Consider the following 26,439-nt stretch of genomic DNA (forward strand, 5'->3'; position numbering starts at 1 on the left):
CACCCGGCTTGAGGCGGGAGAACACGGTGCGCACATCGACCGGAACCATCGCCACGGCCTGCGCGCTCTCGGCGGCGCTCCTCGTCGCCGGCTGCGGCGGCGACGGCGCCCACGGCATGAAGTCGAGCGGCAGGGCCACGAAGTCGAGCGGCGAGATCTTCCTTCAGCCCGTCGCGGCGCAGGGCCCCGATCCTTTCACGGACTCCACGGCCACCGCGCCGAGTGCCAGGCCGAGGGTCACCCGAACGCCGCAGTCGGCGCCCACGGGGCCCGCGCCCGCGCTCCCGACGCCCACGCGGACCGCGTCCCCCGCGCACACGCTCGCCGTCTCCGGAGCCACGCCCGGCCTCTACGGCGGCACCGCGCGGACCGGCAGTTGCGATGTCGAGCGGCAGATCGCGTATCTCACCCGGGACCAGGCCAAGGCCGGTGCCTTCGCGCAGGCCGAGGGGATCTCCCGGAGCGCGATTCCCGGCTATCTGCGCGGGCTGACCTCGGTCGTGCTGCGCGCCGACACCCAGGTCACCAATCACGGCTTCCGTGATGCCCAGGTGACCGGTTTCCAGTCGGTCCTCCAGGCCGGTACCGCCGTCCTCGTCGACAGCCGGGGCGTGCCCCGGGTGCGCTGCGCCTGCGGCAACCCGCTCAAGGTGGGTGTGGCGGGCGGGAACTCCGGCAGCAGCGGACGGGGCTGGTCCGGGTACCGGCCCGCCGAAGTCGTCGTAGTGACACCGGCTCCGCAGGTGATCACCAACATCACGATCGTCAACGTCGTCGACAACACCTGGATCGAACGGCCCCTCGGCCATCGAGGGCCCCACCACGACCACGTCGTACGGCCGCCGGTCCATGTGCCGCCGACACGGCCCGGCACCACGCAGGCTCCGCACGGGAGCACGTCTCCGGGTCCGCACGACAGCACCTCTCCGCGCCCGCACGGCAGCCATTCCAGCGCCCCGACCGGAGGAACGGGTACCCCGTCCGGCGGGACGAGCATCTCGTCGAGCCCTTCGTCGAGCGCCTCGCCGGGCAGGCCGCCGGACTCTTCGCCGAGCGCCGCTCCGAGCGCGTCCCTGAGCGCCTCCCCGAGCGTCTCGCCGAGCGAGGAGAGCGCGTCCCCCAGTGACGGCCGTAGCACCGCCCCGGACGACCTCACCACCCCCTGCGCGACCCCGACCGTCACGGTCTCCCCGGGTGCGGCCGGCGGAACGGCGGCCCGGATACCTGCCCCAGGTGCCGTGGGCTGCCCCACCGCCACCGTCACTGCCGCCCCCAGGACGAGCGCGCCCCAGCCCTCCCAGGACCAGGGGTCCCCGGACGAGATCGGCCCGACGGCCGTCCCGGAGACCCCCGGCCTGCCTGACGTCGGCTGACGGTGCCCGCAGAGGCCGCAGCGGAGATGCGGCCATAGGCCTCGGACAAGTCGAATAATCGGGCAAATCCTGGCAAGGTGGGCCGCATGGTTGATCGGGGAGCGAGCGCCCTGTCACTCCCGGACGACTGGCCCGCCCACCCGGACCCGATCCTGGCGCTCAACCGCATGGGCAGCTTCGACTGGGACCTGGACAACGGCATGTTCCACATGGACGCCCAGGCCCACGAGGTCTTCGACCTGCGCCCCGACGAATACGACGGACGCCCCGAGACCCTGGCGATCCGGGTACCGCTGCCCGAGGGCTACCGGCTCGACGGTCTCGTCTCCCAGGCGATGAAGGACGGCAGCGAGAACTACGGCGCCTACTTCCGGATGCGGCTGCGCGACGGCACCCTGCGCTGGACCCACACCCAGGGCTACATCCGGCGCGACGAGACGGGCCGCCCGCGCCGGATCATCGGCATCGTGCGGGACGCCACCGAGGAACTCGCCGAGAGCGCGGCCCGCCGCGAACAGGCCGCCCTGGACGCGGCCCGGCGCGACCAGACCAACGTCGTCCAGCTCACCACCGCCGCGCTCGCCCACGCCCGGACCGTGCAGGACGTCATCGACGTCCTCCAGGACACCCACGGTCTCGTCCACCTCGGCGCGACCAGACTGGTCATGGGGCTGGTGGAGGCCGGCCGGATCCGCCTGGTCGCCGAGGGCAGCGTCGTACCCGGCAAGGAGGTCCTCCGGATCGACGACCCGTACCCGATGACGGAAGTCGTACGGACGCTCAGCCCGGCGTTCATCGAGTCGCCCGAGGAGTTCGCCGAGCGGTACCCGCTGCTGTGGCAGCACATCGCCGGACTGCACATCACCGCGGGCGCCTATCTGCCGCTGATCGCCCAGGCTCGGCCGATCGGCACGATGGGGCTGCTCTACAGCGACCGGCGCGGTTTCTCGGCGGAGGAGCGCAACGTGCTGGTCGCGCTGGGCAGCAGCATCGCGCAGAGCCTCCAGCGCGCGATGTTCTACGAGCAGGAGAAGGACCTCGCCCAGGGCCTCCAGCAGGCGATGCTGCCGCGGGCCATCCCGAGCGTGCCGGGCGCCGACGTCGCGGTCCGCTACCGGTCCGCGAAGCTCGGGCGGGACATCGGCGGTGACTGGTACGACCTGATCCCGCTGCCCGGTGGCCGGGTCGGCGCGGTCATCGGCGACGTCCAGGGCCACGACACGCACGCCGCCGCCGTCATGGGCCAGCTGCGGATCGTGTTGAAGGCGTACGCGGCCGAGGGACACACCCCGGCCACGGTCATGGCCCGTGCCTCCGTCTTCCTGCACGAACTCGACACCGACCGCTTCGCCACCTGCCTCTACGCCGAGGCCGACCTGTCCACCGGAGTGGTCCAGGTGGTCCGGGCCGGTCATATCGACCCGCTGGTGCGGCAGTTGGACGGGACCTGCCGTCGGATGTCCGTCACGGGCGGGCTGCCGCTCGGTCTGTCCGCCGAGTTCGGGCGGCTCGAATACCCCGTCTCCACCGTCGAACTCGACCCCGGCCAGACCCTGCTGCTGTGCACCGACGGCCTCGTCGAACAGCCCGGGGCCGACCTCGACGACGGCATGCAGACCCTCGTCGCGCTCATCGCCTCCGGCCCCGACGACGTACGCGACCTCGCCGATCTGCTCATCGACGTGGCCGAGGAACGCGGCGGCGAGGACGACGTGGCGCTGCTCCTGCTGCGCCGCCGCGGCCTCGACGCCCCGCGCTCCGGCGGCCGGCTCCAGCAGCATGTGGCGCCCGGCGACTCCGAGGCGCTCACCGAGGCCCGGCACATGATCCGGTCCGCCGTCCGGGCCTGGGGCGGGCGTGAGCGCGCCGACGAGGTCGAACTCGTCGCCGACGAACTGATCACCAACGCCCTGATGCACACCGAGGGCTCCGCGATCGTCACCCTCAGGGTGCTCACCGGCCCCGACCGCCGGCTGCGCGTCGAGGTCGAGGACTCCTCCAGCGCCCTCCCGCGCCGCCGCGAGGCCGGCGAGGACGGCGTATCCGGGCGCGGTCTCCTACTCGTCGACCTGCTCACGGACGTGTGGGGCGTGGAGGCGCGCGGCAGCGGCAAGTGCGTGTGGTGCGAGTTCGTGGTGCCCGACCGGAGCTGACCCCACGCGCCGCTGATGGCACCCTGGACGTATGCCGGAACTTCCCGAGGTCGAAGCGCTGAAGGACTTCCTGACCGAACACCTCGTCGGCCACGAGATCGTACGGGTGCTACCCGTCGCCATCAGCGTCCTGAAGACGTACGACCCTCCGCCCACCGCGCTGGAGGGACACGAGGTGGTGGCCGTGCACCGGTACGGCAAGTTCCTGGACGTCGAGACGGACGGCGGCCCGCACTTGGTGACCCACCTCGCCCGGGCGGGCTGGCTGCACTGGAAGGACCGCCTCCCCGACGGCCCGCCCCGCCCCGGCAAGGGCCCGCTCGCGCTCCGCGTGGCCCTGGAGACCGGCGAGGGCTTCGACCTCACGGAGGCGGGCACCCAGAAGCGCCTCGCGGTGTACGTCGTGACCGACCCGCGGTCCGTCCCCGGCGTCGCCCGCCTCGGCCCCGACCCCCTGGCCGACGACTTCGACGAGCCGCGCTTCGCCGCACTCCTCAAGGACGAACGCCGTCAGCTCAAGGGCGCCCTGCGCGACCAGACCCTGATCGCCGGGGTGGGCAACGCGTACAGCGACGAGATCCTGCACGCGGCGAAGACGAGCCCCTTCAAACTGGCCGCGTCCCTGACCCCGGCCGAGACCCACACGCTCTACACGGCCCTGCGCACCACACTCCTGGACGCCGTCGAGCGCTCCCGAGGCGTCGCGGCGGGCCGCCTCAAGGCGGAGAAGAAGAGCGGCCTGCGCGTCCACGGCCGCACCGGCCAGCCCTGCCCGGTCTGCGGCGACACCATCCGCGAGGTCTCCTTCAGCGACTCGTCCCTCCAGTACTGCCCCACCTGCCAGACGGGCGGCAAGCCGCTTGCGGACCGGCGGATGTCGCGGTTGCTGAAGTAGCGGGGCGCTACTGCCAGAGGTCGGCTCCGTCACGCCCGCCGGGATCCGACGTCAACAGGTCCTCGCGCAGCCCCGGGAGCGCCTGCCCGCGTCGAGGGTGTCGAGCGTCGCGAACACCGCCTCGTACGCGACGGCCCGGACCAGGCGGACGAGGTCGTCCCTGTCCGCCCCGGCGGCCGACAGCCTCTGGGCGGCTGGGAGTTGATCCAGCGCGCGAGGGGTGCCCCACCCGTCGATCGCGTCGCGCCACAGGCCGCGCAGCAACACGGATCGGGTGGTCTGGGCCGGCTCGGTGTCGTCCATCGCCACAGGATGCCCTGCCGATCGGCTCACCAGGGCACGGGTGTCCCGTCCCAGGACAGGAACCGGCCCGTGGGCCCGTCGTCCGGCAGCAGGGCCAGGTCGACGGCGCCGCGTGCAGCTTCCGCCGGGTCTCCGTCGCTCGCTGCGGCCCGTTCGTTGAGGTCTGTCGCCCGCAGGCCCGGCGCGAGGGCGTTCACCTTGAAGCCGTCGGCCGCCAAGGACTGGGCGTAGAAGAGGGTGAGGGCGTTGAGGGCCGTTTTCGAGGAGCGGTAGGCGGCGCCCGCTCCGGCGTGGGCGGCGAACTCCCGGTCCGGGTCGGCGCTCCAGGCCAGGGAGCCGGTGCCGCTGGAGATGTTGACGATGCGGGGGTGGGAGGAGCGGCGGAGGGCCGGGAGGAACGCGTTGGTGACCGCGAGGACTCCGAAGACGTTCGTCTCGTAGGTGCGGCGGATGTCGTCGAGGTCGGCTTCGGGTGCGGGGCTCGCCCCGGCCATGATGCCCGCGTTGTTGACCAGGACGTCCAGGGCGGTGACCTCTCGTGCCGCCGTCGCGATGCTGTCGGCGTCCGTGACGTCTAGGACCAACAGGCGGGCGCCGGGGCCCAGTTCATCGACCGCCCGGTGTCCCCGGTCCGCGTCGCGCGAGCCGACGTACACGGTGAAGCCCTCGGCTACGAGCAGGCGGGCGATCTCCTTGCCGATGCCCTTGTTGGCGCCGGTGACCAGTGCTGTGGAATCGTTCATGGGGACGACGATTCCGTGTCCGGCGCCGTCGAACCAGGGACTACCGGTCCCTGGCGGCCGGAGGGAGGCACCGTGACCGACAGACGGGAACTGGCCCGGTTTCTGCGCGGGCGGCGGGAGCGGCTGGTGCCGGCCGACGTGGGGCTGCCGGGGGAGCCGTCCCGGCGGACCTCCGGACTGCGCCGGGAAGAGGTCGCCGAGTTGGCCCACATGTCCGTCGACTACTACGCCCGCCTCGAACAGGCCCGCGGCCCCCGGCCTTCGCCCCGGGTCCTGGACGCGCTCACCGGAGTGTTCCGGCTCACCGCGGCCGAACGGAGCCATCTGTTCCGGCTGGCGGGCACCCAGGTGACGCCGCTCGCCGCGCCAGTACGGACCGTCCGTCCGCATGTCGCGGCCCTGCTGGAGCGCATCCCGGACACGGCGGCCATCGTCACCGACGCCACCTACGACGTCATCGCCTGGAACCCGCTCGCGGACGCCGTACTCGGCGGGGATCTCCGCACGCGGCCGAACTTCGCGCGCCGCCGCTTCCTGGGCCGGCCCCTGGAGAGTTCGAGTGCCGAGGAGTCCGCGCACATCGTGGTCTCCCGGCTGCGCCGCGCCGCCGACCGCTATCCGTACGACCCGGACCTCGCCCGCCTGCTGGCCGAACTGCGCGCCGGCAGCGAGGAGTTCACGCAGATCTGGGACACCGACCCGGTACACGCCCCGGGGCACCGCGCCAAGACCCTCACCCATCCGAGGGTGGGCCCGCTGCGGGTGAACTGCGATGTGCTCACGGTCCCGCACGACGACCAGGAGGTCGTCTTCCTCACCGCGGACCCGGGCACCCCGTCCGCGCGAGCCCTGCGGCAACTGGCCGCCGCAGGGCGGGACTTCAGTGCGAGGTGAGCCGCACCAGCTGCCGGCCGTCGGCCGTCCGCACGTCGTAGTGGTCGATCTCGTCGGGGTGCATCGCCGCGCCACCCTGCATCGTGATCATCGTCGCGTCGTGCGCGGGAACGTTCCAACTGGTCACGACCTGCTCGGAACCGTCCTTGCCGACGACCACGAGACGACAGGAGCGGGGGCCCGCGCCGTCCTTGATCTTGAGGGACACATCACTGCCGTAGTTCTCGTTCGCGGCCGTGACCTGTGCCCACACGCCCGACTTGGCGTCGGTCGCGGTGAGTTGCACCGCCCCGTCGCCGCCCCCGGCGAGCGTCGCCACCGCGGGGCCGCCCACGGCCAGTACCACCGAGGCGGCCACGGCGTAGAGAAAACGCCGCCGTCCGGCCCGTTGACGGGCGGACACCTCGCCGAGCAACCGGTCGAGCAGCCGGGGCCCGGGTTGCGCCATGGGGTGCACGTAGCGCGGCGTCGCACGCCGGTACAGCATCAACTGCCGTGAGGCGGGACCGAATTCGGTCACATGCGCCGCGCAGCTGGTGCACTCCATGAGGTGATCCTCGAAGCGGAAGGCCTCCGCCTCGTCCAGCACGCCGAGCGCGTACGCGCCGACGTCGCGATGCCTTTCCAGGGACCTCATGACGAATCCTCGTGCCGTTAGGTGCGGGTGGGGTTACTCCTTGCTCCCATCGGTACGCACCAGCCCGTCGAATCACTCAAGGCGCACACAGAATCGCCATCACGAATTCGTAGCGGTCGAACCCGTGGATTGGTCCCTGTTTCAAAAAAGATGGATGGCGAGATGGCCGAGCGGCAGACCCAGCTGCCAGGCGGGCGTCCAGACCTTCGGCCCGTCGTCCTCACCGGTCACCGGACCGCCTCCCGGCACCGCGTCCAGATCGGGCGCGAGCAGCTCGGTCTCCTCCAGCCAGCGCCAGGCGTTCTCCGCCAGCGCGAGGTCCGGTGCGTCGACGCCGGCCTCGACCGCCTCCGCCGTCAACTTGGACATACGTTCACCGACCCAGTCCTGCCACGGCTGGTCGTACGCCGTGAGCGAAAGCCAGGTCTCAAGTTGGGTGACCACTCTGATACCGGACAATTCACCGTCCGTGTCGGAGAGGAAGATGGTCAGCGCCAGCGCGTCCCGTCCCGCACGGAACTCGAAGGACGTCGGCGGCATCAGGTCGCCGGTCCGCAGCAGTTCGTCGGCGATGTACTCGGCGTACAACCACGCCATGGGGACGGTGAGTTCACCGCCACCGGTGCCGTCCGTGCTCTCTTGACCTCTGTGCAGCATCCCTTCCTGCCTTCCTCCGGTGCGTGCGCGTCGCCCGGCCCGGGGCTCCGTCAGGAACCCCCGGGCCCCCCAGTCCGGAACACGGATGAGGACAGCCGATTACTCAACCAGGGTCCTGAGCAAGGCGCTTTACGGAGGTTTGACTAAGGAGTTGGTTTCACCGCAGGTCGGCCGCATAGCCGGGAAGCACCCGGCGCAGGGCGCGGAGCGCGTAATAGGCACGGGACTTCACCGTACCGGGCGGAATCCCGAGGGCCGCCGCGGCCTCCGCCACACTCGCCCCCTGGAAGTACACGAGCACCAGGACTTCGCGGTGCTCCGGAGTGAGAGTCTTCACAGCTTCCCGCACATCGAGCGTCGCCGCCGACCGTTCCGCGTGATCGGCGCAGACCCGCGCGTTCTCCAGGACCGCGTCCCCGACCTCGGGCGGTCGCGCCTGCCGGGCCCGCCGCGCGTCGATGGCGAGCCGCCGGCCCACCGTCAGCAGCCAGGGCCGTACGGAATCGAAGTCGTCGGCGCGCAGGGCCTCGGGGTGCTGCCAGGCCCGTACCAGGGTCTCCTGGACGAGGTCCTCGGCGCGCTGGCGGTCGCCGTCGCAGAGCCGGAGCAGCAGCGCGAAGAGCGGCCTGCCGTGCTCGCGCTGCAGTGCGGCGAGCTCGTGCTCGGCGGTCGTTCCGTTGGTGAGCGTGGGTCCGGCCGTCATGGCCGTATGGCATCGCAGGGGGCCGTCCGGGGACAGAGGGCGCACAAGGGGCGTGCGGCGGACGGTCGATCGCGTCGGCGAACGGTGCGACGAACGGTCCGCGCCCCCGGGGATCCCCCACACGCGCACACCGGACGGGTCATCAGGGGCCGGAAGCCGTTTGCGGGGGCGCCGAGGTTCATACCTATCGGTGGGTAAATATGACCACAGTGGGGTGAATTGATGATCGCACGCAGACGACAGGTGGCCGTCGCCCTGGCGGGGGTTCTCGCCGCGGCCGCCGCCTGCCAGGCCCAGCACCACGACCCGAAGGCCGCCGGCCGCCCGGCTCCCCCCGCCGCCCGCGGCTTCACCCTCGTCGCCGCCGGCGGCATCCTCCCGCACAGCGCCGTCCTCGACCGCGCCCGCTTCGACGCGGGCGGCACCGGCTACGACTTCGCGCCGATGCTCTCCGGCGTCCAACCCCTCGTCTCCCGGGCCGACCTGGCGCTGTGTCACATCGAGACGCCCTACGGCGACCGCACCGGCTCCCCGTTCTTCGACTCCCCGCCCGAGGAGGCCCGGGCCCTCGCCGCGACCGGCTACGACAGCTGCTCCACCGCCTCCGACCACAGCCTGGACGACGGCCCGTTCGGCGTCCAGCACACCCTCGACACCCTCGACGGCGCCGGCGTACGGCACGCGGGAACGGCGCGCGGGGACGCCGAGGCGCGCACGGTCACGCTGCTGCGCGCCGGTCCGGCGAAGGTCGCCCACCTCGCCTACACCACCAACACGAACGGCGTCCCGCTCCCGGCCGGCGAGCCCTGGTCCGTCAACCTCCTCGACCCCGCCCGCATCCTCGCCGACGCCCGCGAGGCCCGGCGCGCGGGCGCCGACGTGGTCGTCGTCTCGCTGCGCTGGGGCACGCCGGGCCAGGACACGCCCGACCCGCAACAGGTCGCGCTGGCCGGGGAGCTCACCGCCGCCCGTACCGACGGCCGCCCCGACATCGACCTGATCCTCGGCACCCACGCCCGCACCCCGCAGGCGTACGAGAAGGTCAACGGCACCTGGGTGGTCTACGGGCTCGGAGACCAGGTCACCGGCGAGATGTACGACAACGCGGGCACCCAGAACCCCGGCGGCAACACGAGCACCCTCGCCCGCTTCACCTTCGTGCCGCCCGTCCGGCCGGGCGCGCGGTGGGAAGTGGCCAAGGCGGAGTTCGTCCCAGAACTCTTCGACGTCGACGCGGGCCGGGTCGTCGACGTCGACCGGGCGATCGGCCAGGGCGCCGAGCTGACCGCCGACCGCGACCGCATTCGCGAACTGGTGCTGAGCCGGGGCGCGGCGAAGGACGGGCTGGTGATGGGGAAGTAGCTCGTGATGGGGAAGTGACGGACGGTCAGTCCACGTCCACATCGACGTGGTCGAAGGTCCTGAGGATCTCGGTGAGCACCCGCACGCACGCGCTGACCTCGGCGTCGGTCAGATCGCCGCCGACCTGGCGGTTCAGGGAGTGCTCGCGGCCGAGGACGGATGTGATGACCGACCGGCCCTCCTCGGTGAGCCGGATCAGGGAGGACCGCTGGTGTGCGGGGTTGGGCGTCACCTCCACCCAGCCGTGGTCCGCGGCCTCGTTGGTCATGCGCTGCACGAACTGCCTGCTCAGGGCCAGGGTCCGGCCCATCTGAGGCACCGTCATGGGCCCGTGCTGCCGCAGCAGATCGAGTACGGCGCGCACACCGACGGAGACCCCCTCGACCGGTTCGCCCTGCTCGACCTTGCGCAGGGCGCGCCGGTAGAGCGGGCCCACCAGGTCGAAGACCTCGGTGAGGCGGTGGCCGAGTTCGTCGGGGGAGAGGGGAGCGGAGTCGTTCACGGCCCCATCATGACACCTGGGTTGCCAACCCTCCTCAAGGATGACACCTTGGTTGTCATGACAGCTGCTTCGGAACGTGCTTCGAACCTGAGCTTCTTCGCATCTGCCGACGGGGACCTGGCCTACCTCGACGTGGGCACCGGCGACCCGGTCGTCCTCCTCCACTCCGGCTTCGCCGACCACCGCGTCTTCGACGACCAGATACCGGTCCTCGCCCGCGAATTCCGCGTCATCGCCCCGGACATCCGCGGCCACGGCTTCTCGGCCAACGCGAGCAGACCGTTCCGCTGGGCCGACGACCTCGCGGGACTCCTGCACCACCTCGACCTGGGGCCCGCCGTCCTGGTCGGCCTGTGCATGGGCGCGGCAGTAGCCACCGACACCGCGCTGGAACACCCCGAACTGGTCCGGGCGATCGTCGTCTCCGGCGCCGGCACCAGCGCGTTCGAGTACACCGACCCCCAACTGCTCGAACGGCAGGCCCGGGTCGGGCAGTTGCTCGCCGCGGGTGACTTCACGGGCTGGCTCGACCACTTCGCCGAAGGCGTGGCGGGTCCGCACCGCGAGGTGGCCGAGGTCGAGCCGTCCGTCGTCCAACGCCTGCGCGAACTGACCACGCATACGCTCGCCAAGCACACACCGGGCGAGCGCGACTGGTACGTCCCACTGGGCGACCCTTGGCCCCGCGTTCCGAAACTCGACGTCCCGGTCCTGGCGATCAACGGCGCCCTCGACTGGCCCGACAGCCTCGCCATGGCGAACCGCTTCACCGGCACGGTCCAAAACGGCCGCTCGACCACGATCGAGGGCGCCGCCCACTACCCGAACATGGAGAAGCCCGAGGAGTTCAACGCGATCCTCATGGACTTCCTGCACTTCCTCTGACGGTGCCCTACGGCACGACCGTCACCGGCCACCGCCCCGCCTTCACCAACCGCACCGCGACCGAACCGACGATGCGGTGGCCGGCCTGTTCGGAGGCGCCGACGACGACCGCGTCGGCCTTCAGCTGGTCGGCGGCCTTCACCAGGCCGCCGTAGGGGTCGCCGCGGAACGTGTGGAACTCCCAGCGGATGTCGAATATCCCCTTCACCCGCTCGGTCTCGTGCCGGATCTGGGCGACCAGGTCCTCGGCGATCTCGTCGGTCGTCTCCGCGACCGGTGCCCCCATGGCCGCGCCCGCCGCCAGCACCGGCTGCACGTACACGATGGCGAGCAGCGCGTGCTGCCGCCGGGCCAGGCCCGCGGCATAGGCCGCGGCCCGCAGCGAGGACTCGGAGCCGTCCACCCCGGCCACGATGACCTTCGGCCCGTCCGTGCCCCGCTCGAACTGAGTTGGCTGCTGTTCCGTCACGGCTGCGAGGTTATCGGAACCCGCAGGTCCCGAACCCTCCCGGGAGTTCTCGACGGGCGCGCGGCCCGCCCTGTTCCTACAGTCGGAAGCATGACCGCCACCGTCGAGGGTGCCAGGGCCAAGGACACCACGGGCCCGATACGACCGCCCGGACACGGCTTCCTCAGCAGGGTGCCGGAGGGCTTCGCGACCTTCTTCGGCGCCCTCGGCCTGCTGTGCCTGCTGCTGGCCTTCTCCGAGACGCTGCGCCGCCTGCTGCGCCCGGTCGTCCGCTTCCTCGACCTGCTGATCGTCCCCGTCAGCGCCAACCTCGCCTACGCGGTCTTCCTGTTCCTGCTGGCCGCCGCGACCGCCGCCCGCAAGAAGATCGCCTGGTGGCTGGTGGTCGTCTATCTCGCCCTGCTGGTCCTCACGGACGCCCTCGGCGTAGCGCTGGGTCTGTACGCCGCGTCCCTCCCGTCCCTCGTCGTGTGCGGACTGCTGCTGATCCTGCTGATCGTGGCCCGCAAGCAGTTCTACGCCGCCTCGCGCCGGGCCGCCGTCCGCCGGGCCCTCGCCGTCCTGTTCGCGGGGCTCGCCGTGGCGATCCTCGCCGGCTGGGGGCTGATCTCCCTCTTCCCCGGCACCCTGCCCGAAAGCCAGCACCTGGCCCTGGCGGCAAACCGCGTCTGCGGCGGTCTGGTCTCCGCCCGCTCCTTCCACGGCCGTCCGCCCCGAGCCGTGTCCTTCCTCCTCGGCCTCTTCGGCGCGCTCGCCCTCCTCAACGCGGCCACCGTCCTCTTCCGCTCCCAGCGCCTCGAAGCGGCCCTGCACGGCGACGAGGAGGACCGCATCCGCGCCCTCCTGAAGGCCTACGGCGGCCAGGACTCCCTCGGCTACTTCGCCACCCGGCGCGACAAGGCCGTCGTGTTCTCACCGAGCGGCAAGGCAGCCGTCACCTACCGCGTCGAGGCCGGCGTCTGCCTCGCCAGCGGCGACCCGGTCGGCGACCGCGAGGCCTGGCCGCACGCCATCGCCGCCTGGCTCGACCTGGCCCGCCGCCACGCCTGGGCCCCCGCCGTGATGGGCGCCTCCGAGGACGGCGCGAGGGCCTTCGCCCGCGCCGGGCTCGGCGCCCTCCAACTCGGCGACGAGGCGATCCTCCACGTCGCCGACTTCGACCTCGCGGGACGCGACATGCGCGTCACCCGCCAGGCCGTCGGCCGTGTCCGGCGCGCCGGTGCCACCTGCCGCATCCGCCGCCACGCCACCCTCACCGACACGGAGATGGAGGAGGTCGTCGACCGCGCCGACGCCTGGCGCGACACCGAGACCGAACGCGGCTTCTCCATGGCCCTGGACCGCCTCGGCGACCCGGCCGACGGCGACTGCCTCCTCGTCGAAGCACTCGACGAGGACGGCAAGTTGCTCGCCCTGCTCTCCCTCGTCCCCTGGGGCACCGACGGCGTCTCCCTCGACCTGATGCGCCGCGACCGCACCGCGCCCAACGGCGTCATGGAGTTCATGGTCGCCGAACTCTGCGCCGCCGCACCGAAGTTGGGCGTCCACCGGATCTCCCTCAACTTCGCCGTGTTCCGCTCGGCCTTCGAGGAGGGCGCCCGCATCGGAGCCGGACCGGTGCTCCGCCTGTGGCGCCGCCTCCTGCTGTTCTTCTCCAAGTGGTGGCAACTGGAGGCCCTTTACCGCTCCAACGCCAAGTACCACCCCGAGTGGTACCCCCGCTTCATCTGCTACGGCGAGACCGCCTCGCTGGCCCGGATCAGCCTCGCCTCCGGTATCGCCGAGGGCTTCGTCTCCGTACCGTCGCTGCGCCAACTCTGGGGAAAGGGGCACCCGAAGAGCGGACAGCGGCCCGCGACCACCGCGGGGCTGCCGCCCCTGTCGGCACTCGGCCCCGACGGAGGGGACGAGGCCGGGACCGACGGCCCGGACAGCGGCCTGCCCGAACAGGTACGCGTCCGGCACCGCACCCTCGACCGCCTCGTCGCCACCGGCACCGACCCCTACCCGGTCGGCGTCCCGCAGCGCACCCACACCCTCGCCGAGATCCGCGCGGGGGACCAAGTCACCGTCGCCGGGCGGGTGATGAGGGTGCGCGACCTCGGCGGCATCGTCTTCCTCACCCTGCGCGACTGGTCCGGCGACCACCAACTCGCCCTCACCCGCGCCGAGTCGGGCCCCGCCCTCGACCGCTTCACCGCCGACACCGACATCGGCGACCACATCACCGCCACCGGCCGCGCGGGCACCAGCGACAAGGGCGAGCCCACCGTCTTCGTCACCTCCTGGCAGCTCACCGGCAAGTGCCTGCGCCCGCTGCCCGACAAACGCCGGGGCCTGACCGATCCCGAGGCCAAGGTCCGCATGCGCTACCTCGACCTGGTCGCCAGCCCCGCGGCCCGCGACGTGGTCCGCGCCCGCTCCACCGCCGTACAGGCCCTGCGCCAGGGCCTGTTGGAGCGCGGCTACCTGGAGGTGGAGACCCCGATGCTCCAGCAGATCCACGGCGGCGCCAACGCCCGCCCCTTCACCACCCACATCAACGCCTACGACCTGGATCTGTATCTGCGGATCGCCCCGGAGCTGTACCTCAAGCGCCTCTGCGTCGGCGGCCTGGAGAAGGTCTTCGAGATGGGCCGGACCTTCCGCAACGAGGGCGTCTCCTACAAGCACAACCCCGAGTTCACGATGCTGGAGGCCTACCAGGCGTACGCCGACTACGACGTGATGCTCGACCTCGCCCGTGAACTCGTCCAGGGCGCCGCGACCGCCGTCTTCGGCTCGCCCGTCGCGCGCAAGGACGGCGAGGAGTACGACATCTCGGGGCGGTGGCCGGTCAAGACCGTCCACGGCGCGATCTCCGAGGCCCTCGGCGAGGAGATCGACGCCGACACGGAGCCGGCCCGTCTGCATCTGCTGTGCGACCGTGCGGGCGTGCCGTACGGCGCCGACGACAGCCGCGGGGACGTCGTACTGGAGATGTACGAGCGGCTGGTGGAGGAGCCGACCCGGCTGCCGACCTTCTACAAGGACTTCCCGACCGACGTCTCCCCGCTCACCCGTCGGCACCGCACCGACCCACGGCTCGCCGAACGCTGGGACCTGGTCGCCTTCGGCACCGAACTCGGCACCGCCTACTCCGAGCTGACCGACCCCGTCGAACAGCGCCGCCGCCTCACCGCCCAGTCGCTGCTGGCCGCCGGGGGAGACCCCGAGGCGATGGAGCTCGACGAGGACTTCCTCGACGCCCTCGAATACGCGATGCCGCCCACCGGGGGCCTCGGCATCGGCGTGGACCGACTGGTCATGTTCCTCACGGGTCTGACGATCCGTGAGACGCTGCCGTTCCCCCTCGTCCGGCGCCGCTGAGCGTCCGAACGCTGGGCCGGGCGGGTGTTTTCCTGCCGCCGCTCCGGTGTCGACGTGGGGCGGCGGTCCCCAGCCGGGCGACTGATGAGTCATGAAGAAGGATCAGTCGCTCACGCGCCGACGGGCCCTGCTCGCCGGCGCCGCCGCCGTCGGGGCGGCCGGCACCGCCGGTCTGCTGTACTCCGGACTCTCGGACGACGCCCCCGTCAAAGCCGCCGCCCCCGCCGCCGGGCCCCCACGGCGCCTCGCGCGCAAGCCCTCCTCCTACCGCCTCCAGCCCGTGGCCGGATACGGCGCACCCCACACCACCCTCGCCCACGTCCCGGTACGGCACGAACCGTTCCTGCGCATGTCCGGACGCGGCAACACCATGGTGCTCACCTTCGACGACGGACCCGACCCCCGCTACACCCCGCACATCCTGGACACCCTCGCCGAGTACGACGTCCGCGCCACGTTCTTCGTGTGCGGCGAGATGGCCGACTGGAACCGCGACATCCTGGCCCGGATGTCCGACGAGGGCCACGTCGTCGGCAACCACACCTGGTCGCACCCCCTCCTCACCAAGCTGACCCGGAGCCAGATCCGCTCCGAGATGGAACGCACCAGCGACGTCATCGAGGACGCCTACGGGGAACGGCCCCTGTGGTTCCGCGCCCCCTACGGCGCCTGGAACCGGGCCGCCTTCCAACTCGGCTCCGAGCTGGGCATGGAGCCCCTCGCGTGGACCGTCGACACCCTCGACTGGGACACCCCCGGCGTCCGCCACATCGTCAACGCGGTCGAGGACGGCGCCGCCCCCGGTGTCGTGGTGCTCTCGCACGACGCCGGGGGCGACCGTTCCCAGAGCGTGAAGGCGCTGCGTGAATATCTGCCGCACCTGCTCGACTCCGGCTATCACATGACTTTGCCGCGCCGCCGGACCACCTGACGGGTCGACGGGTCTTCGCCCGCCCGGCCGGGGAAACGCTCAGCGGACCTCGACCAGGCGGGCGAAGACGACGACGTTCCCGTCGTAGCCGTTCTGCTTGGAGAAACCGCCTCCGCAGGTGATGACGCGGAGTTCCGGAGTTCCCTTGGAGGCGTAGACGCGGTCGCCGGGGAAGTTGCTCTTCTCGAAGACCTCGATGCCGTAGATCTCGAATACGGCCGTCTTTCCGTCCTTGCGCTCGACCTCGACGCGATTTCCCTTCTTGAGGGCCCCGAGTCCGTAGAACACGGCGGGGCCCATTTTGTTGTCGACATGGCCGACGACGACCGCAGTGCCCTTCTCGCCGGGCGAGACGGCACCGGTGAACCAGCCCGCCAGGTTCGGGTCCTCCGGCGGCGGCGCGCCGACCCAGCCGTCCGCGTCCAGGCCCACCGGCATGACCGGGGCGTCGACGCGGATCGCGGGAATTCTGACCCGGTCGGCGACGGAGTACGGGAGCGGGGCCGGGGCCTTGCCGAAGGTGCCGACGCCGGTCCGGCTGTCGGCGGCAGCCGCCGAAGCCGGCTGCGGCGGACCCACATCGAACTCTCCCGAACCATTCCGAATGAGCGCGAGACCGGTCAGCAGAACAAGCGCTATCACTCCCCACGGGGCGCGCTTCTTCTGCCGCTCCTCCTCTTCGGCAAGCTCGGACAGCTCGGACGCAGACATTCGCCATCCCCTCTCGACGCGGCCGTCGCCACGTCAATCGCGCATACGAGAACGCTAAGTCCCGAATGCGGAACCGGCGACGGGGCAGGCGCGAACGGGTGGCCCGGTCATCCTTATGTGCGCCATATGAGGAAGAGGCGGCAGGAATTTTCTGACGGTCCGTGACCTGCGGCAATATCCGATTGTCCGGTTCTCCCTCGGCGTGTCCCCTCACCAGGACGGACCATTCCCGAAATGCGGGCGCGTGCAAGGCATCTGAGGGTGCGTCTGGGAGGCGTTTTCTCGCCGATCGACCGGGGACGGGTCCCGGGGCGCCTTCCGCGGAGGATGACATGCGTACAACTCGTGCCCTGGCTGCCGCCGGTGCCGCGGTTGCCGTCCTGGGGCTCGCCGCCCCGGCGGCCCTCGCGGACGGCATGGGGGAGAGCCCCAGCAACATCGTCGCCCTGCCCAGCGTGATCGCCCGCGGCGGCCAGCTGACCGTCACGGTCGACGGCTGCTTCACCGGCGCCACCGCCAACTCGCCCGGCTTCGAACGCCCCGCGAACCTGTCCTCGCTCGTCGGCGGGGCCGGCCAGACCGCCAGCGGAACGGCGCGGATCAGCCGGAACGCCGGTCCGGGCCCGTACAGCATCACCGTGCGCTGCCGGAACGGCTCCGTGCTGACCCGGGACTCCGCCTACACCGTCATCGGCGGTGTCCGCGGCGGTCTCGGCGGCAGCAGCAGCGCCGGGGCGACCCCGACCGACATGGCGATCGGCGGCGGCCTGGTCGCCGCGGCCGTCGTGGGCGGCGGGGTGTTCTGGATGCGCCGCCGCAGCGAGCGCCTCATCTGACCTCCTCCCCCTTCGGAGGTCGCGAGGCACGCAACAGGCCTTCGCCCCGGACCCTTTCGGGTTCCGGGGCGAAGGCCTGTGCGGGCGGTGGTGTGTCAGGCGCCGTCCTCCCCGGTACGGCGACGGGAGAAGTGGTACGCCGCCCCGACCGAGCCCGCGATGAGGGCCGCGCCGATGCCGAGCTCCTTGAGGTCGAAGCCGGCGATGCTGCCGCCCTCACCGGCCCGTACCCCCCGGGGCATCTGCTGCGCCGGCTGGAGCGGCTGGACGTTGTTGTTGGTGCGGCCGGTGGCGATGGTCAGACCCGTGGAGCCGCTCTCGCCGTTGCACGTGAACGTCACCTGGTACACCGCGCCCGGCCTGGCGTCCCAGTCGACCATCGCGGTCGCCGAGGACTGGCCCGGCGAGATCCTGACGGTGTCGAAGACCCCGGAGGAGACGGTGACCGAGCCCTTGCACCCGCCGCTGTCGCGGTCGACCTGCAAGGTCACCTGACCGCCCGCCGCGATCGTCGAGGGCAGGACGCTGAAGCCGAACGGCGTGATGTTGTGGTTGCCGTCGCCCTTCGCGACGGCGGCCGGCGCCGCGAGGGCGAGGGCGCTGATGCCCAGCAGTGTGGCCGAGGCGACGCGTATCGCGCGCATGGTGGTTCCTCCGGGTCCCCGAGGAGCAGCCGCGGACCTTTTCCGCTGGCGCCGTAAATGCACCTCGATGTCCGAAACGCTAGGAACATGTGTGCGCTCCCGCGATCCCAGTCGCGCGAATGGGGCAACGGTGTGGGCCGCACAGGGGACGCCGTTCCTGCGACCGGGGGACGGCCGCGGCGTGGCGGACGCCCCCCGGCGAGTGGCCCCCCGGCCGGTCCCGGTGAGGGGCCGTCAGTCCTTGATGTGCGGGAAGAGGTTCAGGAACGGCTGCGCGGACGCCGTGATGCCACGGCTGTAGGGCGCGTCGAAGTCCCAGATCAGGAACAGCAGGAAGGCGATCAGCGCCGAGAACAGCCCGGCGAGGATGAGCTCGCGTTTCGTACGCCGGATCTGGAGCGCGAAGACCATGCCGATGGTGATCACCGCACCGGCGAGCAGCCCGAACCACACCACCGCCGGCATCGTCGCCCCGGTGGAGTCCGCGCGGGCGCTGCGGGCCAGGTCGGCCGCGGCGACCTGCTCGACGAGCGGCTGGTAGGCCTGCGCCTGGAAGTCCGTCTTCGGCTGGTAGTCGGTGACGTCCGCACGGATGCGCTGGAGGAGGTCGGTGCCGCGCTGGGTGAGCTTCTGGTGGTCCGCCATCGTCTTCCACTCGGTGTTGACGACCTGTGAGACGTAGGCGTCGACATCTGCCCGGATGCGGTCGCGCTCGTCCGGCGGATAGGCCCGCACCCGCTCCGAGATCTCGTGCAGTGCCTGCGCCTCCGCCTGCACATGGTCCTGGGCGGCGCTGCGGGCCTCCCAGACACCGGCGATCGCCAGACCCAGGACGATGGCGTACACCACGCCGATCCACATCGTCATGTACTCGATGACGTCCGGGGTCTCGCTGGGGTCCTCGTCCTCGGACGCCGCGCGTTCGCGCAGGAAGGTGACGATGACGACGACGACACAGGCCGCCGCCATCGCGAGGGCGAGAACAAGCCATTCCGACAAGGGTTTCCTCCGGGGATCAGCGCGGACGCAGCGCGGCGATGGCGATCACCGCGGGCAGGGTGATGAGCAGGACGTAGACGACCGGCGGCGTCCGGCCGGTGGCGGGCCGCGGGCGCGGCTGGGCGTGGTACTTCGGATAACTCACCGGGGTCGCCGCGGGATGCGGGGCGGGCCTCGGCTTCGGTGTCGGTTTCGGCGGCGGGGTCGGTGTGGGCGTGGGCGTCGGGGCGGGCCTGGGCAGCGGAGCCGCGGGCGCCGGGCGGGGCGCCGGAGCGGGCGGCGGAGGCGTGGGTTTGGGTGTGGGCCGGGGCTTCGGCGTCGGGGTGGGCGTCGGCTTCGGCGGGGGAGGCGGAGTGGGTTTCGGCGGTGGCGGAGTGGGTGTCGGTGAGGGGCAGGGCGGCGGGGGCGGTTCCGGGGTCGGCTTCTCGCAGGCCGGGGGCGTCGGCCAGGAGTCGCCACCGGCCACCGCCACCGCCTGCGTGCCGTCCGGCCCGGTGGAGGCGTACGCGCACGCGTCGGCCGCCGCCGGGCCCGCCGGTGCGCCCGTCAGCAGCCAGGTGAGCGTCACCAGGGTCAACACCCTTGCGGCGAGGGCGGTTCGGGTCGGTTCGGGTCCATGCACGACGAAGATCATGAGGCCTCGCGGGGCCGCGCGCGCGGGAGCGCGAGGGGATTGCCCCGAACGAGTGGAAGGCGCTGTGCGACGGTTTGACGATCCGACTGTCGGAGGTGGCCGGATGCGTACGCGCATACGACGCGACCGCTGTGTCACAGGTGTCGGAAAGAAATTTGTGCGGCCGTTGAACACTTCCGTGGTCCCCACCCGTACCTAGGACCGTGCGGCGGCACAGACGGGCGCTGCAACATCCAGGTGATTATGGGGAGTTGACGATGAATACCTCCTGGCGGAGCGCCTCACTCGCGGCGACGGCCGTGTCCGTCATGGTGCTGACGGCGGCGTGCGGTTCGGAAAATGTGACCACACCTTCCTCTGCGGCACAGAACGTCGGTGCCACGGCGGCGGCCGGAGGTTATGGCAGCGTGGGGGCCGCGACGTCGAGCCCCAGCTCCGCGAGCAACGGCTATGGCGCAGACGGCCAGCAGGCCGCGGCGGCCGAGCCCGCGGGCCAGCTGACCGTTGCCAACAACCCCGACCTCGGCAAGGTGTTGAGCGACGGAGCGGGGCTGACCCTCTACCGTTTCGACGCCGACACGGCCAATCCCCCCAAGTCGAACTGCGACGGCGACTGCGCCACCACGTGGCCGCCGGTTCCCGCCGACGACGCCACCGCCGGCGCCGGTATCGACAAGTCCCTCATCGGCGAGGTGACCCGCTCCGACGGCACCAAGCAGCTGACCATCGGCGGCTGGCCCGCCTACCGCTACGCCAAGGACGTCAACGCCGGTGACGTCAACGGCCAGGGTGTGGGCGGCAAGTGGTACGCGCTCGCCCCCGACGGCAAGAAGGCGACCCTCGCCTCGCTGCCCGGCCTCTCCGTCCGCAAGGACGCCAAGCTCGGCGACATCGTCGTCGACAAGAACGGCCACACGGTCTACCGCTTCCTCAAGGACAAGGCATGGCCGAAGTCCGTCTCGAACTGCGTCGGTGCCTGCGCGGAGAAGTGGCCGGCCGTCGGGATCGTCTCGGCGAACGACACCAAGGGCGTCGAGAAGAAGGGCCTCATGGGCTTCACCCGGTCCGACGGCGCCAAGCAGATGACCGTCGACTGCTGGCCGATCTACACCTTCTCCGGTGACACGGCCGCCGGACAGACCAACGGTCAGGGCGTGGGCGGCACTTGGTACGCCGTCTCCCCTGAAGGAAAAGCGGTCGGCGCGCCCGCGGCGTAGCGAGAACCTCCCCAGGGTTGATCGCCCCCGCCCACTCGGCAACGGATACGCGGAAGGGAGGGACGCGGGCAAGCGACAAGAATGCCGAACACAGCAGCGCGTACGACCACAGGTCCGCCCCCTCCGCACCGCACGGAGGGGGCGGGCCGCTTTGGCATTTCACACGCGGCGAATTCCGGCATTCTCCGCGCCTCTCCGCGTGTCCCCGCACGTCAATTCGGCACGTGCCGAAGGCAGTGACCGGGAACGGACGGTCAATTTCCGTTTCCGCTCGCTCCTTTGGCGGGCGATCAGTAGCCTCAGCTCGAACACCGGATCGCCTACGCCTTGGAGAGATACATGGAGCGTCCCGCCTGGGCACCACGAAGCATCGACATCTCGGTGCCGAGCGTTTCGCGTATCTACGACTACTACCTGGGCGGTTCGCACAACTTCGAGGTCGACCGGGAGGCGGCCCGCAAGGCCATGGAGTTCCTCCCGGGACTTCCCAAGATCATGCAGGCGAACCGGGCGTTCATGCGCCGCGCCGTCCGCTTCGCGGCGGCCGAGGGCATCACCCAGTTCCTCGACATCGGCTCCGGGATCCCCACCTTCGGAAACGTCCACGAGGTGGCCCAGGAGGCCAGCCCCGGCGCCCATGTCTTGTACGTCGACCACGACCCGGTGGCGGTCGCGCACAGCCAGGCGGTCCTCGCGGGCAACCTGACCGCGGACGTCGTCGCGGCCGACCTCCGCAAGCCCCAGGAGATCCTGGCGAGCGCCGAGGTTCAGCGCCTGATCGACGTGAATCGGCCAGTGGCCCTCCTTCTCGTTGCCATACTGCACTTCGTGGAAGACGCGGACGACCCGTACGGAGCGGTGGCACAGCTGCGCGACGCACTCGCGCCCGGCAGCCTGCTGATCCTCACTCACGCCTCGTACGAGGGAATCCCGTTGCCACCGGAGCGGGCAGAGGGCGCGGTCGACGTGTACAAGGACATTCGCAATCCGCTGATCATGCGCTCGCGCGACGAGATCGCGCGGTTCTTCGAGGGGTACGACATGGTGGAACCCGGACTGGTGCCGATGCCGGACTGGCGGCCCGACACCGCACCGGAGGACGAGGATCCGTATTCGTTCTCCGGATTCGCCGGCGTAGGACGCACGGCGTGATCGCGGAGCCGGACGGGCCGGAGGACAGACTGCGCAGGTTCGCGACCATCTGGAGCCGGGCGGTGTTCCCGGCGACCTCGACCTCGCTGACCCGCCCGGAGTTCGAGGAGCTGCTCCTGCCGCTGGCACGGCGGTTGAGCGACGCGCTGCGCGCCAGGACCTTCGAGGCCGAGGAGGGCAAGCAGGTCGGCGCCGCCCTCGTCGCCGCGCACTGCACCGACCCCGACGCCCTCAGCCGCACCCTGGAGTGCGTCGACGCCTACCTGGTGCTCTACTGCGGCGGCGACGGCTCCCAGGAGGACCTGCGGATCCGCTCGGCCCGCCTCCAGCACGCCATGGCCGCCGGCTTCGCCCAGGAGCTGCGCGAGCGCACCCTCGCCGAGCAGGAGGCCATCTCGGTGGCCGCCCTCCAGGCCCAGGGCGTCGTCGCCCAGGCCCTGCACGCGACGGAGGCCCGTTTCCGCGCGGTCTTCGAGGGCGCGGCCATAGGAATCGGCATGGCAGACCTCGAAGGCAACATCCTCCAGGTCAACGGCGCGCTGCTGCGCATGTTCGGCATCTCCGACCAGACCATGGGCGGCCGCAACGTCCGCGAATGGACCCACCCGGACGACGCGCCCCAGACCTGGACCCTCTACGACGAACTCGTCCGCGGCGAACGCGAGCACTACCACGTCGAGAAGGCGTTCTACCGGCCTGACGGAACGGTCCTGTGGACCAACCTCACCGTCTCCCTGCTGCGCGACGCCGACGGCAACCCGCAGTACCAGCTGGCCCTCATGGAGGACACCACCGAGCGCCGGCTGCTGAACCTGCGGCTGCGCTACGAGGCGACCCACGACGCCCTCACCGGCCTCCCCAACCGCACCCTGTTCTTCGAACGCCTGGAGAAGGCGCTCGGCGCGGGCGACAACCAGCGGTTCGGGCTCTGCTACCTCGACCTCGACGGCTTCAAGACCATCAACGACAGCCTCGGCCACGCGGCCGGCGACCGGCTGCTCGTCGAGGTCGCCGACCGGCTCCAGTCCTGCGCGACCGCGCCCGGCGAGATGGTCGCCCGGCTCGGCGGCGACGAGTTCGTGGCGCTGACCACCGGCCCCGACACCGAGCGCGAGGTCGACGAACTCGCCGGCCGCATCATGAACGCGCTCATCACCCCCGTCAGCATCGACGGCCGTGACCTCACCGTGCGCGGCTCGATCGGCATCGTCGAGGGCCCGGCCGGCGAGCGCGGCCCGGCGGAGGTACTGCGCAGCGCCGACATCACGATGTACCGGGCCAAGTCGGCGGGCGGCAACCGCTTCGAACTCGCCGACCCCGAGGCCGACGCCCGCGCGATCACCCGCCACGGTCTGACGACGGCACTTCCGGCCGCCCTGGACCGAGGCGAGTTCTTCATCGAGTACCAGCCGCTGGTCCACCTCGGCGACGGCAGTGTGCGCGGCGCCGAGGCCCTGGTCCGCTGGCTGCATCCGCAGCACGGTGTGCTCGGCCCCGACCGGTTCATCCCGCTCGCCGAACACACCGGCCTGATCGTGCCGTTGGGCCGCTGGGTCCTCGACCAGTCCGTCCGGCAGGCCAAGCAGTGGCAGGAACGACACGGCGGCAACGACGCCACCGGACCGCTGCGCATCAACGTCAACCTCTCGCCCTGCCAGCTCAGCCACCCCGGCCTGGTGCAGGACACCGTCGACATCCTGGAGCGGGCGGGCGTCAGCCCCGACGCGCTCTGCCTGGAGGTCACCGAGTCCGCGCTCATCGGCGCCGACGACGACCTCCTCAAGCCGCTGCGCCAACTGGCCGAGATGGGCGTCGACATCGCCCTCGACGACTTCGGCACCGGCTACTCCAACCTCGCCAACCTCCGCCGTCTGCCCGTGAGCATCCTCAAGTTGGACCGTTCCTTCACCCAGGGCATGCAGCAGTTCCCGGCCGACCCCGTCGACCTCAAGATCGTCGAGGGCATTGTCTCCCTCGCCCACAGCCTGAACCTCGCGGTGACGGTCGAGGGCGTCGAGACGGGCGCGCAGGCCGAGCAGTTGCGGATACTCGGCTGCGACACCGCCCAGGGCTGGTACTACGCCCGCCCCGGCCCGCCGGAGCGGCTGCACGACCTGGCGCTGGTCGACGCGACGGGCTGAGCGACCGCTGCCTCAGGGCAGCGGGACCGACCGCAGGCTGCGATGGGTGCCCGCCTGCACGAGGACATGGCCAGGGTCGCCGCCCGGCACGGCGAGCCTGGGGTACTCCCCGCCCCTCGCCTGTGAGTACCGCGGGGACATGCGAGGCGCGGCGTCGCCGGTCCCCTTCGGGCCGGCGCGCAGGTCGATCGAGATCACCCGGTCCCTGGCGGCGGCGTCGTTGACCGGGGTGAAGGTGAGGAACCGGTCACCCGCCAACTCCCCCTCCTCCGTGGTGTCGTAGTAGCTCCACAGCCTCTTGGGGTGGACGAGGTCGTACGCGTTCCAAGTGCCGGCGCTCGAATCCTCCGCAGGGGCCTCGTACAGCACGAGCACGCCGTCGGACGAGATCACCCCGCGCTCGGGTTTGTCTCCTGTGTCCTCGGCTGTCTTCAGCGGCCGGAGCGTGTCCGGGTCCAGGCGCTGGAGCGGGGGAAAGGTGTCCCCGGCGAAGTACGGGCTGCCGGTGCACACGAGGAACTTGCCGCCGGAGATGAGGTTCGGGCACTCGACACCCTGGGCGCTGGTCGCCACTTTCGCCCCGGTGCGGGTGTCGCGGGCGGTGACCGTCGTGCCGTCGGTGGTGTAGACACGGCCCCCGAAGACGGCCATGTCCCCGTGCGGATCCACCGCGGCGCTGCGGTGCCACAGCGGCTTGCCGTCGGACGCCCGGAAGGCGGCGAGGGTGCTGATCCCCGTGCCCGCCGTCGTGGTCTCGAGAACGTAGACGGTCCCGTCCGCCACCCTGATGACCACCGGGACGGTGGACCCGTCGGTCAGCCGACGTGTCCAGGCGGCCTTGCCCGTGCGCAGATTCGCCGCGCTCAGGGTCGCGCCGGAGCTGGTCACGGCCCGTTCGGTGGCCGAGTCGACGACAAGCTCCGCGTCCTTGCCGCGGCCGGTCGGCGGGACGGACCAGGTGACCTGGCCGGTGCTGCGGGACCGCCCGACGAAACCGCCGGAACCGGTGCGGCACACGACCTGGTGAGCCGTCGCCTCGCAACGGCCGTCCTCCGCCGGGTAGGAGGCGGTCCACGCATGCCAGCCCGAGTCGGTGACGGGGGTCGGCGAGACGCTGCTCGGCGCGGATGCCGAAACCGTCGTACGAATCGATTCGCCGGAAGGCGTGCTCCCCGAGCCCGAGCAGCCCGCGAGTATCAGCCCGACCAGCGGCACACCGGCCAGCCATGTTCTTCGCATCTCTGGTTCCCCCCTCGTACGCGAAGGGTTCATCGTACGGACGATCAGCGCTCCAGCAGCATGCGTTGCAGTTCTCTGGCCGCCCGCGGCGGCGCCACATCGCTGCGGTGCGCGAGCGCGATCGTCCGGTGCAGACCGGGCCGGGCCAGCGGGATCACCCGCAGCCCCCGCCCGGACTTCGTCGCGACCATGCGCGGGACCACGGCCACGCCGAGCCCCGCCCGTACGAAGCCGAGCACCGCGTCCATCTCGCCGCCCTCCACCGCGAAGTCCGGCTCGAAGCCCTCGGCGCGGCACGCGGCGACGGTCAGTTCCCGCAGGTCGTAGCCGTGCCGGAACATCACCAGGCGCTCGCCCTCCAGATCGGAGATCCGCACCGTCCGCCCCCGGCCCGGCACCGGAGCCTCCGGTGACGACACGACCACCAGGTCCTCGCGCAGCAGCTCCACCGTCGTCAGTGCCGGTGACGGAGTGGGCAGCGGCAGCACCACCAGGGCCAGGTCCAGGGCGCCGCGCGCGAGTTCGCGTACGAGATCGTGCGAACCGCCCTCCTCGATCAGCAGCCGGATGCCGGGATAGCGGTCGTGGAAGGCGCGCAGCACGTCCGGCAGCAGGCCCGTGCACAGGCTCGGGGTCGCGCCCAGGCGGATCCGGCCGCTGCGGAGCTGGACCAGTTCGAGGACCTCGTGCCGGGCCGTGTCCGCGTCCGCGAGGATGCGGCGCGCGAGCGGCAGCAGCGCCTCGCCCGCGTCCGTGAGCGTGATGTTGCCCCGGGCCCGCAGGAACAGATCCGCCCCCAACTCCCGCTCCAGCGCCTTGATCTGCTGGGACAGCGAGGGCTGGGCGACATGGACGAGATCGGCGGCCCGGGTGAAGTGCCGGGTCTCGGCGACGGCCACGAAGTACTGGAGCTGCTGGAACTGCATGCAGCCATGATAGTCGTAGCCTATGGAATCCAGGCGGATCATGTCTTGGACCGATCGACCTTCC

At 71.5% G+C, this 26,439-nt stretch carries 25 protein-coding genes; 12 read left to right on the forward strand and 13 right to left on the reverse strand.

The annotated features are described in order from the left end of the window. Positions 1-26 precede the first annotated feature (26 nt). The 3 genes from ACQHII_RS42510 (at position 27) to ACQHII_RS42520 (ending at position 4,421) form a co-directional block, all read left to right on the forward strand. Positions 27-1,373 (forward strand): DUF6777 domain-containing protein, encoded by a 1,347-nt coding sequence (locus tag ACQHII_RS42510; RefSeq protein WP_427924260.1) that lies wholly within the window; start codon positions 27-29, stop codon positions 1,371-1,373. A gap of 86 nt (positions 1,374-1,459) precedes the next feature. After that, complete coding sequence (locus ACQHII_RS42515; RefSeq protein ID WP_427924261.1) at positions 1,460-3,526, forward strand: SpoIIE family protein phosphatase; 2,067 nt, start codon at positions 1,460-1,462, stop codon at positions 3,524-3,526. Between the two features lie 31 nt (positions 3,527-3,557). Further along, positions 3,558-4,421, forward strand: coding sequence for an Fpg/Nei family DNA glycosylase (locus tag ACQHII_RS42520; RefSeq protein WP_427924262.1), 864 nt, complete (start codon positions 3,558-3,560; stop codon positions 4,419-4,421). 51 nt (positions 4,422-4,472) lie between these two features. On the opposite strand, the gene ACQHII_RS42525 is transcribed toward ACQHII_RS42520, so the two are convergent. Continuing rightward, the gene (locus ACQHII_RS42525; RefSeq protein WP_427924263.1) at positions 4,473-4,724 is read right to left on the reverse strand and encodes a hypothetical protein; all 252 of its coding nucleotides are present in this window, start codon (positions 4,722-4,724) and stop codon (positions 4,473-4,475) included. 26 nt (positions 4,725-4,750) lie between these two features. Continuing rightward, entirely contained in the window at positions 4,751-5,467 is a 717-nt protein-coding gene (locus ACQHII_RS42530; RefSeq protein WP_427924264.1) for an SDR family oxidoreductase, read from the reverse strand. Between the two features lie 72 nt (positions 5,468-5,539). Here ACQHII_RS42530 and ACQHII_RS42535 point away from each other — a divergent pair, with 72 nt between their 5' ends. Next, positions 5,540-6,361: a helix-turn-helix transcriptional regulator gene (locus ACQHII_RS42535; protein ID WP_427924265.1), complete on the forward strand. Its 822-nt coding sequence runs from the start codon at positions 5,540-5,542 to the stop codon at positions 6,359-6,361. Here the strand turns inward: ACQHII_RS42535 and ACQHII_RS42540 are convergent. The 3 genes from ACQHII_RS42540 to ACQHII_RS42550 form a co-directional block, all read right to left on the reverse strand. Continuing rightward, complete coding sequence (locus ACQHII_RS42540) at positions 6,348-6,998, reverse strand: zf-HC2 domain-containing protein (RefSeq protein WP_427924266.1); 651 nt, start codon at positions 6,996-6,998, stop codon at positions 6,348-6,350. The genes ACQHII_RS42535 and ACQHII_RS42540 overlap by 14 nt on opposite strands. A gap of 141 nt (positions 6,999-7,139) precedes the next feature. Beyond that, on the reverse strand, positions 7,140-7,655 hold the full coding sequence (locus ACQHII_RS42545; RefSeq protein ID WP_019068324.1) for a hypothetical protein: 516 nt from the start codon (positions 7,653-7,655) through the stop codon (positions 7,140-7,142). Positions 7,656-7,812: 157 nt separating this feature from the next. Beyond that, positions 7,813-8,358 carry a sigma-70 family RNA polymerase sigma factor gene (locus tag ACQHII_RS42550; RefSeq protein ID WP_359614403.1) on the reverse strand — a complete coding sequence of 182 codons (546 nt, stop codon included), beginning with the start codon at positions 8,356-8,358 and terminating at the stop codon, positions 7,813-7,815. 222 nt (positions 8,359-8,580) lie between these two features. Between ACQHII_RS42550 and ACQHII_RS42555 the strand changes: the two genes are divergently transcribed. Next, the gene (locus tag ACQHII_RS42555; protein WP_427924267.1) at positions 8,581-9,720 is read left to right on the forward strand and encodes a CapA family protein; all 1,140 of its coding nucleotides are present in this window, start codon (positions 8,581-8,583) and stop codon (positions 9,718-9,720) included. A 25-nt stretch (positions 9,721-9,745) separates the two neighbouring features. Here ACQHII_RS42555 and ACQHII_RS42560 read toward each other — a convergent pair whose 3' ends face one another. After that, complete coding sequence (locus ACQHII_RS42560; protein ID WP_427924268.1) at positions 9,746-10,222, reverse strand: MarR family winged helix-turn-helix transcriptional regulator; 477 nt, start codon at positions 10,220-10,222, stop codon at positions 9,746-9,748. A gap of 57 nt (positions 10,223-10,279) precedes the next feature. Between ACQHII_RS42560 and ACQHII_RS42565 the strand changes: the two genes are divergently transcribed. After that, entirely contained in the window at positions 10,280-11,107 is an 828-nt protein-coding gene (locus ACQHII_RS42565; RefSeq protein ID WP_427924269.1) for an alpha/beta fold hydrolase, read from the forward strand. A gap of 7 nt (positions 11,108-11,114) precedes the next feature. On the opposite strand, the gene ACQHII_RS42570 is transcribed toward ACQHII_RS42565, so the two are convergent. Beyond that, positions 11,115-11,576 carry a universal stress protein gene (locus ACQHII_RS42570; RefSeq protein ID WP_427924270.1) on the reverse strand — a complete coding sequence of 154 codons (462 nt, stop codon included), beginning with the start codon at positions 11,574-11,576 and terminating at the stop codon, positions 11,115-11,117. Between the two features lie 90 nt (positions 11,577-11,666). Between ACQHII_RS42570 and lysX the strand changes: the two genes are divergently transcribed. Together lysX and ACQHII_RS42580 are read left to right on the forward strand one after the other, a co-directional pair. Further along, the gene (gene lysX / locus ACQHII_RS42575; protein WP_427924271.1) at positions 11,667-14,945 is read left to right on the forward strand and encodes a bifunctional lysylphosphatidylglycerol synthetase/lysine--tRNA ligase LysX; all 3,279 of its coding nucleotides are present in this window, start codon (positions 11,667-11,669) and stop codon (positions 14,943-14,945) included. Between the two features lie 91 nt (positions 14,946-15,036). After that, entirely contained in the window at positions 15,037-15,876 is an 840-nt protein-coding gene (locus ACQHII_RS42580) for a polysaccharide deacetylase family protein (protein WP_427924272.1), read from the forward strand. Positions 15,877-15,915: 39 nt separating this feature from the next. On the opposite strand, the gene ACQHII_RS42585 is transcribed toward ACQHII_RS42580, so the two are convergent. After that, positions 15,916-16,587 (reverse strand): class F sortase, encoded by a 672-nt coding sequence (locus ACQHII_RS42585; protein WP_093623622.1) that lies wholly within the window; start codon positions 16,585-16,587, stop codon positions 15,916-15,918. 332 nt (positions 16,588-16,919) lie between these two features. On the opposite strand from ACQHII_RS42585, the gene ACQHII_RS42590 reads away from it, so the two are divergent. Next, the gene (locus ACQHII_RS42590; protein ID WP_427924273.1) at positions 16,920-17,423 is read left to right on the forward strand and encodes a hypothetical protein; all 504 of its coding nucleotides are present in this window, start codon (positions 16,920-16,922) and stop codon (positions 17,421-17,423) included. A 95-nt stretch (positions 17,424-17,518) separates the two neighbouring features. Here the strand turns inward: ACQHII_RS42590 and ACQHII_RS42595 are convergent, their stop codons facing one another. From ACQHII_RS42595 to ACQHII_RS42605, 3 genes are all read right to left on the reverse strand, one after another. Beyond that, the gene (locus ACQHII_RS42595) at positions 17,519-18,067 is read right to left on the reverse strand and encodes a hypothetical protein (RefSeq protein WP_427924274.1); all 549 of its coding nucleotides are present in this window, start codon (positions 18,065-18,067) and stop codon (positions 17,519-17,521) included. Positions 18,068-18,301: 234 nt separating this feature from the next. Then, positions 18,302-19,066, reverse strand: a complete 765-nt coding sequence (locus tag ACQHII_RS42600; protein WP_427924275.1) for a DUF4239 domain-containing protein — start codon at positions 19,064-19,066, stop codon at positions 18,302-18,304. 16 nt (positions 19,067-19,082) lie between these two features. Continuing rightward, entirely contained in the window at positions 19,083-19,688 is a 606-nt protein-coding gene (locus ACQHII_RS42605) for a hypothetical protein (RefSeq protein WP_427924276.1), read from the reverse strand. Between the two features lie 269 nt (positions 19,689-19,957). On the opposite strand from ACQHII_RS42605, the gene ACQHII_RS42610 reads away from it, so the two are divergent. From ACQHII_RS42610 to ACQHII_RS42620, 3 genes are all read left to right on the forward strand, one after another. After that, positions 19,958-20,917 carry an SCO0930 family lipoprotein gene (locus ACQHII_RS42610; RefSeq protein WP_427924277.1) on the forward strand — a complete coding sequence of 320 codons (960 nt, stop codon included), beginning with the start codon at positions 19,958-19,960 and terminating at the stop codon, positions 20,915-20,917. Between the two features lie 339 nt (positions 20,918-21,256). Continuing rightward, positions 21,257-22,069, forward strand: a complete 813-nt coding sequence (locus tag ACQHII_RS42615) for an SAM-dependent methyltransferase (RefSeq protein ID WP_427924278.1) — start codon at positions 21,257-21,259, stop codon at positions 22,067-22,069. Further along, positions 22,066-24,210 carry a putative bifunctional diguanylate cyclase/phosphodiesterase gene (locus ACQHII_RS42620; protein WP_427924279.1) on the forward strand — a complete coding sequence of 715 codons (2,145 nt, stop codon included), beginning with the start codon at positions 22,066-22,068 and terminating at the stop codon, positions 24,208-24,210. Before ACQHII_RS42615 ends, ACQHII_RS42620 begins: the two co-directional genes overlap by 4 nt. A gap of 12 nt (positions 24,211-24,222) precedes the next feature. Here the strand turns inward: ACQHII_RS42620 and ACQHII_RS42625 are convergent, their stop codons facing one another. Both ACQHII_RS42625 and ACQHII_RS42630 read right to left on the reverse strand, forming a co-directional pair. Continuing rightward, entirely contained in the window at positions 24,223-25,449 is a 1,227-nt protein-coding gene (locus tag ACQHII_RS42625) for a PQQ-binding-like beta-propeller repeat protein (RefSeq protein ID WP_427924280.1), read from the reverse strand. A gap of 44 nt (positions 25,450-25,493) precedes the next feature. Continuing rightward, positions 25,494-26,375: a LysR family transcriptional regulator gene (locus ACQHII_RS42630; RefSeq protein WP_427924281.1), complete on the reverse strand. Its 882-nt coding sequence runs from the start codon at positions 26,373-26,375 to the stop codon at positions 25,494-25,496. Between the last annotated feature and the right edge of the window lie 64 nt (positions 26,376-26,439).

Source organism: Streptomyces sp. cg40 (assembly GCF_050320165.1).
GTDB lineage: Bacteria > Actinomycetota > Actinomycetes > Streptomycetales > Streptomycetaceae > Streptomyces > Streptomyces hokutonensis.

Excerpts from the sequence above, each read along its gene's own strand:
- ACQHII_RS42515 (WP_427924261.1), top strand. The coding sequence starts at position 1,460 with ATGGTTGATCGGGGAGCGAGCGCCCTGTCACTCCCGGACGACTGGCCC.
- ACQHII_RS42625 (WP_427924280.1), bottom strand. The coding sequence starts at position 25,449 with ATGCGAAGAACATGGCTGGCCGGTGTGCCGCTGGTCGGGCTGATACTC.
- ACQHII_RS42590 (WP_427924273.1), top strand. The coding sequence starts at position 16,920 with ATGCGTACAACTCGTGCCCTGGCTGCCGCCGGTGCCGCGGTTGCCGTC.
- lysX (WP_427924271.1), top strand. The coding sequence starts at position 11,667 with ATGACCGCCACCGTCGAGGGTGCCAGGGCCAAGGACACCACGGGCCCG.
- ACQHII_RS42555 (WP_427924267.1), top strand. The coding sequence starts at position 8,581 with ATGATCGCACGCAGACGACAGGTGGCCGTCGCCCTGGCGGGGGTTCTC.
- ACQHII_RS42585 (WP_093623622.1), bottom strand. The coding sequence starts at position 16,587 with ATGTCTGCGTCCGAGCTGTCCGAGCTTGCCGAAGAGGAGGAGCGGCAG.
- ACQHII_RS42610 (WP_427924277.1), top strand. The coding sequence starts at position 19,958 with ATGAATACCTCCTGGCGGAGCGCCTCACTCGCGGCGACGGCCGTGTCC.
- ACQHII_RS42525 (WP_427924263.1), bottom strand. The coding sequence starts at position 4,724 with ATGGACGACACCGAGCCGGCCCAGACCACCCGATCCGTGTTGCTGCGC.
- ACQHII_RS42615 (WP_427924278.1), top strand. The coding sequence starts at position 21,257 with ATGGAGCGTCCCGCCTGGGCACCACGAAGCATCGACATCTCGGTGCCG.
- ACQHII_RS42540 (WP_427924266.1), bottom strand. The coding sequence starts at position 6,998 with ATGAGGTCCCTGGAAAGGCATCGCGACGTCGGCGCGTACGCGCTCGGC.
- ACQHII_RS42580 (WP_427924272.1), top strand. The coding sequence starts at position 15,037 with ATGAAGAAGGATCAGTCGCTCACGCGCCGACGGGCCCTGCTCGCCGGC.
- ACQHII_RS42545 (WP_019068324.1), bottom strand. The coding sequence starts at position 7,655 with ATGCTGCACAGAGGTCAAGAGAGCACGGACGGCACCGGTGGCGGTGAA.
- ACQHII_RS42520 (WP_427924262.1), top strand. The coding sequence starts at position 3,558 with ATGCCGGAACTTCCCGAGGTCGAAGCGCTGAAGGACTTCCTGACCGAA.
- ACQHII_RS42550 (WP_359614403.1), bottom strand. The coding sequence starts at position 8,358 with ATGACGGCCGGACCCACGCTCACCAACGGAACGACCGCCGAGCACGAG.
- ACQHII_RS42595 (WP_427924274.1), bottom strand. The coding sequence starts at position 18,067 with ATGCGCGCGATACGCGTCGCCTCGGCCACACTGCTGGGCATCAGCGCC.
- ACQHII_RS42565 (WP_427924269.1), top strand. The coding sequence starts at position 10,280 with ATGACAGCTGCTTCGGAACGTGCTTCGAACCTGAGCTTCTTCGCATCT.
- ACQHII_RS42630 (WP_427924281.1), bottom strand. The coding sequence starts at position 26,375 with ATGCAGTTCCAGCAGCTCCAGTACTTCGTGGCCGTCGCCGAGACCCGG.
- ACQHII_RS42530 (WP_427924264.1), bottom strand. The coding sequence starts at position 5,467 with ATGAACGATTCCACAGCACTGGTCACCGGCGCCAACAAGGGCATCGGC.